This is a genomic window from Chitinophaga silvisoli, assembly GCF_003412465.1.
GTDB classification, from domain to species: domain Bacteria; phylum Bacteroidota; class Bacteroidia; order Chitinophagales; family Chitinophagaceae; genus Chitinophaga; species Chitinophaga silvisoli.
Window position 1 is genome coordinate 437,323 of record NZ_QTJV01000007.1, and the last position, 6,323, is coordinate 443,645.

General features: G+C 45.1%; 6 protein-coding genes. 5 read left to right on the forward strand and 1 reads right to left on the reverse strand.

Annotation, left to right across the window (positions count from 1 at the left end; translation table 11 throughout):
* Positions 1–20 precede the first annotated feature (20 nt).
* Entirely contained in the window at positions 21–2,213 is a 2,193-nt protein-coding gene (locus DXN04_RS20490; protein WP_116855253.1) for a hybrid sensor histidine kinase/response regulator, read from the forward strand.
* Between the two features lie 308 nt (positions 2,214–2,521).
* Here the strand turns inward: DXN04_RS20490 and DXN04_RS20495 are convergent, their stop codons facing one another.
* Positions 2,522–2,965 (reverse strand): hypothetical protein, encoded by a 444-nt coding sequence (locus DXN04_RS20495; RefSeq protein WP_116855254.1) that lies wholly within the window; start codon positions 2,963–2,965, stop codon positions 2,522–2,524.
* Between the two features lie 273 nt (positions 2,966–3,238).
* Here DXN04_RS20495 and DXN04_RS20500 point away from each other — a divergent pair, with 273 nt between their 5' ends.
* The 4 genes from DXN04_RS20500 to DXN04_RS20515 all read left to right on the forward strand — a co-directional run bounded on the left by DXN04_RS20500 (position 3,239) and on the right by DXN04_RS20515 (position 6,253).
* Positions 3,239–3,424 (forward strand): hypothetical protein, encoded by a 186-nt coding sequence (locus DXN04_RS20500; RefSeq protein ID WP_116855255.1) that lies wholly within the window; start codon positions 3,239–3,241, stop codon positions 3,422–3,424.
* Positions 3,425–3,638: 214 nt separating this feature from the next.
* A complete protein-coding gene (locus DXN04_RS20505) occupies positions 3,639–4,271 on the forward strand; it encodes a hypothetical protein (RefSeq protein WP_116855256.1) in 633 nt (210 codons plus the stop codon).
* Positions 4,272–5,564 (forward strand): sensor histidine kinase, encoded by a 1,293-nt coding sequence (locus tag DXN04_RS20510; protein ID WP_116855257.1) that lies wholly within the window; start codon positions 4,272–4,274, stop codon positions 5,562–5,564.
* Positions 5,561–6,253 (forward strand): LytR/AlgR family response regulator transcription factor, encoded by a 693-nt coding sequence (locus DXN04_RS20515; RefSeq protein WP_116855258.1) that lies wholly within the window; start codon positions 5,561–5,563, stop codon positions 6,251–6,253. Before DXN04_RS20510 ends, DXN04_RS20515 begins: the two co-directional genes overlap by 4 nt.
* Positions 6,254–6,323 lie beyond the last annotated feature (70 nt).

Here is a 6,323-nt window from a genome sequence, read left to right on the forward strand (position 1 = left end):
ACTTGTATCATCAACGTTATATGCAGCCTAAACATCTGAAATACTATTTACTCGGCGTGTTTATATCAGGGATGATCCTGTTTATAGTACTCCAGTTCAATTCCTCGCAGAACATCCGCAAGCTGATCTCAGGAAATGAACAGCTGCTGAATGAACTGAACGTAAAAAATGAGCTGCAAAAACTTCAGACCAGTATTGCTAAAACAGATAGTAAAGTAAGAGGTACCGTCATCTCCCAGGACACCCTTAATATCACCGGCATAGAAGCCGACGTAGCCCTTATAAAAGCCGACCTCAACGAAATTAATAAGCTGGTCATGAGCGACAGCACTGAAAAACTGCTGACCCAGCTGAACTACCTGGTAGAAGAAAAAAATCATTTCAACGTCACCGTCCTCGACTCCTTTTATACCCATGGCAAATGGTCTGCCGAACGACTCATCAACGCGCAGAAAGGGAAACGCCTGGGCGATGCCATCGGGGTCATCCTGCACCAGCTGGACAGTACCAGGCAAACAGAAGTAAACCGAACCGTACGACTCATTGACACCAGCGGACAACGCGCCCAGAACTGGGGCTCGATCATGATGATCTTTGCCTGCATCAGCAGCCTGCTCGCTTTCCTGTATATCACCACCCGCATCCATAAACAGGAACAACTCATTGAAGCCCTGGACAAATCGCAACAGCAGGAAAAGAAACTTGCTGCCATCAAAGACCAGTTCCTCGCCAACATGAGCCACGAAATCCGGACACCCATGAACTCGGTCCTCGGATTCACACACCTGCTCCAACAACAACCCCTGAATGAAAAAGCCAGGGAATATGTCGCCGCCATCGAAAATGCCGGCGAAAACCTGTTAGAAATCATCAACGATATCCTAGATATCTCGAAAATAGAATCCGGCATGATGCGCCTGGAACCGGTCTCGTTCAGCCTGCGGGGCGTACTCCACGCAGTCCAGACCATGTTCCGCCTCAAAGCCGAAGAGAAAAAACTCGCCTTCAACGTCGCCATCGATGACAATGTACCCGATATCCTGTACGGCGATGTGGTAAGACTCACCCAGGTCCTGGTCAACCTTACCAACAACGCAATCAAATTCACCAACCAGGGTCATGTCAATATCATGGTCAATAAACTTGGCGAAAATGAACATACCGTACGTATATCGCTGGCCGTAAGTGATACCGGGATCGGCATCGCTCCCGATAAACTACCCGCTATCTTCGACCGCTTCAACCAGGCAGAAGCCGATACCACCCGTAAATACGGTGGCACCGGCCTGGGTCTTACCATCGTCAAACAACTGGTAGAACTCCAGCATGGGGCACTCACCGTAGAAAGTGAACCCGGCAAAGGCAGCACCTTTATGGTAGAACTGCCCTATGCCATCGGCGAACTCCTGCCCGAAAACGGTGAAAACACAAATGATCACATCCTCTCTGCCCTCCACGCTGATGTAAAACTCCTGGTGGCAGAAGACAATAAAATGAACCAGGACCTGCTGCGGCACCTGCTGGGCAACCGCCAGCTGCATTACCACCTGGTCACAAATGGCCAGGACGTACTGAACGCCCTCAGCAAAGCTCACTACGATATGGTGCTGATGGACATCCAGATGCCGGAAATGGATGGCTATACCGCCGCCCGCAAAATAAGACAGGAACTGCATTCCAATATTCCCATCATCGCCATGACAGCTCATGCCATGGCGGGTGAAAGAGAAAAATGCCTGCAGGCAGGGATGAATGAATACCTCTCCAAACCCATCAGGGAAGAGGAATTATTCAGACTGATCGAAATCTTTACCGGGAAAATCAGCCCACCTGATACGCATGCCGGCAATGGCCATTTACAGCCTCATGAGGGGCCGCTCGTGCAATTGCAATATCTGAAGACCTTAAGCAAGGGAGACACGGAATTTGAGCATGCTATGCTGCAACAATTCGTTACCCAATTACCTGAAGATCTGGGAGCACTCAAAAAAGCTATCCAGGCAGAAGATCTTGCGGCCATCCGGAGTACCGCACATAATCTGAAAACGACCATCTCCTTTATCGGGCTCGATGGCATCTTATATCCCATCCTGGAACCACTGGAATCCCTGGAAGCCAGCCAGTATCAGCCCGCGCTGGTAGCAGAAAAGTTTGCTACCCTTCGCGAACTGAGTTTGAAAGCCATGGAAGAAACCATGGCCATTCTATTGTAAAAAAATGTGTATTTTTCCTTTAGAAGGGATTCGAATTTTCTTTTTGAAAGGATTTTTTTAAAAGGAATCAAATTTCTTTTTGAAAGGATTCAAATTACTTTTTGAAAGAATTCATTTTCTTTGAAAGGATTCATTTTCTTTTCAGCAAGAATTCGAAAGGTGCTTTTTAATAGTCAAAAGTTCTTACCCCGGCTAAGCTATTCTTGTTTATCGTTCCTGTTTTGTTATCCGGCATTTACAACTCTACTCACTCCTCAATGAATGAACCGGGTTGGCCACCGCCGCCCTGATCGCCTGTGTTGATACCGTCAATAGCGCAATGACAAAAGCTCATACATCAATGTCTTCCCGGACAATGAATTGAATAACGGCATCGCCAGGATCAATCCACAGATGATAGCAATAAAGGTCACGGTAGTCTCCCCGATTCCGAAGTTGGCATTTTCCCCGAAGTCATTGAGCACAGTACGGGCGGACAATTCCACCTCGGGAATGTGTTCCTGCACGGTTGGACCTACCTGGTTAGGAACACCCGACCAGGTGCTTTTGGTACCATCGAAGCTGACATGAGCCAGGTACCTGAAAGTACGGTCCTGGTTAGGAATAGCATCGAAAGACCGCTCCTGGATGATGTATAGGGAGAGCAAAATAGCAATAGTAAGGCCCATAGCCAGACCAAAGATATTCAGAGCGCTAAAAAGCCTGTTGTAAGACAGGTTGCGCCAGGCAACTTTAATGGAATTAATAATCATAGTTAGGTGAAAAATAATGCCTGGTAAGAAGCACGAACTAGGCCAAAACCACAACCAACTGATTCACAGTTAATTGGTAATATCCTTTACAGGAAAAGTGTTCGGCTTCGGACAACTGTTGTAACAATATGAACATGTTACCACCCGATTTTCCTTTTTCAACGACACTTCGACCTCATTCACCGAAACCGACCCGACAAGGCACCGTATAGGCTGTACTTTTACGTCAGAAACTACAAACAAACAATTCAAAATTATTTAAAAACAAAGATCATGAACATCAAGAAAAGTCTTATTGTAGCTGCCGTAGCAATGAGTGTTAGCGCTGTAACTTTTGCACAGACTCCAGCTGAAAAACCAGCTAAGAAAGAAAAAGCAAAAACTGAAAAACCAGCTGCTGATACTGCTAAAGTTCACAAAGCTCACAAGCCTGCTGCAACTCCTAAAAAAGGTGCATAATCTAAGCTACGACACGAAAGTCTTTCGGAAGGCTGGCCAAATGGCCAGCCTTCCGTTTTTTACATCGCTTCCTTTTTTTACATCACTTCCTTTTACATCTCTTTTTTTTACAAGTTGACCCTGTATTTTACAACGTTGATCGGTATTATTTCCCAAAAATTTCGGTTCGTGTTTCCTTTACCTAAAGAATATCACTAACTTAAATTTTTGCCACATGAAAACGACCTGGTTCTTCCCACTTACAATCCTTTCCCTGGCAATGCTCTTTTTCCAGGGCTGCATCGCCTCCTTACACCCTTTATATACCGGCAAAGACCTGGTATTCGATAAACGCCTCCTGGGCACCTGGCATACCAGCGATCCTAACGAGACCTGGAACCTGCAAAACCTGTTGGAGAGCCAGCATTCCCAATTCAAGGAACCTAAAGAAGGAAAGGAAAAGGATATCTTTCAAAGCTCCCTGATCAACAAAAACAGCTACCTCCTCACCTATACCGAAAATGGTGCAAAAGCCGAGTTTATGTTCAACCTGGTAAAACTGGGCGATCACTTCTTCGTAGACCTGTTTCCCTTAGACCTGCATGAAAAGAATGAACTCCTGAAGAATCATTACCTGCCGGTGCATTCCTATGCAAAAATTAAGATTGAGAACAATGGATTTGAAATGTGCTCCCTGAATTCAGAATTGATTTATGAACTGCTGAATAAAAATAAGATCAGGATCAAACATGAATCTTTGGAGTTTGAGAATGTGATTACGGCCAGCACAGAAGAGTTACAAAAGTTCATAGTCAAGTTTGCAGACAATAAAGACTTTTTCAAGGACCCGGTAAAATTCAAACACTAAATGGAGGTCCTGAAGCATAAGACGACACCTGTTTTAAGGAGCCTGTTCCGGAACAGACTCCTACAGAATACCCTGTTCTCCCGTGGTCTATCCCGGAACAGACTCCTACAGAATACCCTGTTCTCCCGTAGCCTATCCCGGAACAGGTTCCTACAGAATACCCTGTTCTCCCGTAGCCTATCCCGGAACAGACTCCTACAGAATACCCTGTTCTCCCGCGGCCTATCCCGGAACAGACTCCTACAGAATACCCTGTTCTCCCGTGGCCTATCCCGGAACAGGATCCTGCAACATATCCTGTTCTTCCGTAGCCTATCCCGGAACAGGATCCTGCAACATATCCTGTTCTGGAGCCTGTCTTATTACTGCCTGCTGATCTTCTTTTCTCCCGGCCCGCCGGAAAAGATCGATTTTATCTATACAGCAGCATTTCACATTCCCCTGCTGATAGCGGTGTATATCAACCTGGGACTCCTGGTTCCTTTCATATTAAGGAAGGAAAAGTATGTATACTATCTCTTGTCCCTGGTAACCTTGATGTGCATAAGCGCCGGCCTGAATACCTTCCTTTTCAATGTAGTGATTGACTACCTGGTACCCAGCTACTATTTTATTGCTTACTATAATTTTCCCGAGCTATTTTTGTTTGCCCTGATCTATCTGGGGCTTACTACCCTGATCAAACTTTCCAGGGGATGGTTTATGCTCGTCCGCCTGCAAAATGAAAAATCAGAAACAGAACTGAAGTTCCTAAAAACCCAGATCAATCCCCATTTCCTTTTTAACAGCCTGAATAGCATTTATGCTTTATCGCTGAAAAAAGACACCCAGTTACCGGCTTCCATCCTTAAACTGGCGGAAGTAATGCGGTATATGATTTACGAAACAGATGCTGATTATGTGCCCCTGGAAAATGAAATCAGTTACCTGAAAAACTATATTGCATTACAGCAATTACGCAATGCCGGGAGTATGCAGCTAAGTTTTGAAATAACAGGAGATCCGGCACTATACAAGGTAGCTCCCTTTATGTTTATTGTATTTGTGGAGAATGCATTCAAGCACGGGGGATCTTTTATACAGATCCAGTTAGCAATGACAGGACATTTGCTTCGCTTCCATGTAGTTAATGATAAAGGAGAGCTGGACGATCCCGAACCACTTGATTTTAAAGGACTGGGACTGGATAATGTAAAGCGGAGATTAGACCTCTTATATCCCGGGAATCACCGCCTGGAAATCAAAGACGAAGCCACCTTATACACTGTACAACTCAGCATAGATATTTTATGAAAATCAGATGCCTCATAATAGATGACGAAACACTCGCACATGATGTAATCGAATCCTACATCAAAGAGTTCCCCTTAATAGAGCTCGTGCGGAAATGTAATAATGCCATCGAAGCACTGGAGGCCCTTCAGCAGGAGGGCAATATCCAACTCTTATTCCTGGATATTAAAATGCCTGGACTCTCCGGCATTAACCTGCTTAAATCACTTCCCAAAGCACCGGACATAATCTTTACGACTGCCTATCCGCAGCATGCGGTAGAAGGTTTTGAACTGAATGCCGTGGACTACCTGCTAAAGCCGTTTTCATTCGAACGCTTTTTGCTTGCTGTCAATAAAGTACGGCACAAAATAGAACTGGAAAGCCGCTCAGCGGCAGCACAGGGGTATTTTACAGTAAAGGCAGATAAACGGATCCACAAACTCAATTTTGAAGATGTAACTTATATGAATTCTATCGGGGATTATCTGAAAATATTCCTGAAAAATGGGAAGGTGATCATCACCGGTGAAACCCTGAAAAGTATAGAGGAAAGTTTGCCATCCAACCTGTTCCTCAGGATTCATAAATCCTATATTGTTGCGGTTAGTTCTATCCTGTATATAGAGGGAAATCAGCTGGTGATAGCCGGGGCCAGCCTGCCCATTGGGTTAAAATATAAAGATCAGGTGATCGATCGGTTTGCCTGATACAATGTCTTATCTCTTTCGTCTGCAAATCCTGGAAGACCTTAATAGCTGCAACAAACCTGCCTAATAC

Coding starts and splice junctions, on each gene's coding strand:
- DXN04_RS20495 (WP_116855254.1), bottom strand. CDS start 2,965: ATGATTATTAATTCCATTAAAGTTGCCTGGCGCAACCTGTCTTACAAC.
- DXN04_RS20515 (WP_116855258.1), top strand. CDS start 5,561: ATGAAAATCAGATGCCTCATAATAGATGACGAAACACTCGCACATGAT.
- DXN04_RS20505 (WP_116855256.1), top strand. CDS start 3,639: ATGAAAACGACCTGGTTCTTCCCACTTACAATCCTTTCCCTGGCAATG.
- DXN04_RS20510 (WP_116855257.1), top strand. CDS start 4,272: ATGGAGGTCCTGAAGCATAAGACGACACCTGTTTTAAGGAGCCTGTTC.
- DXN04_RS20490 (WP_116855253.1), top strand. CDS start 21: ATGCAGCCTAAACATCTGAAATACTATTTACTCGGCGTGTTTATATCA.
- DXN04_RS20500 (WP_116855255.1), top strand. CDS start 3,239: ATGAACATCAAGAAAAGTCTTATTGTAGCTGCCGTAGCAATGAGTGTT.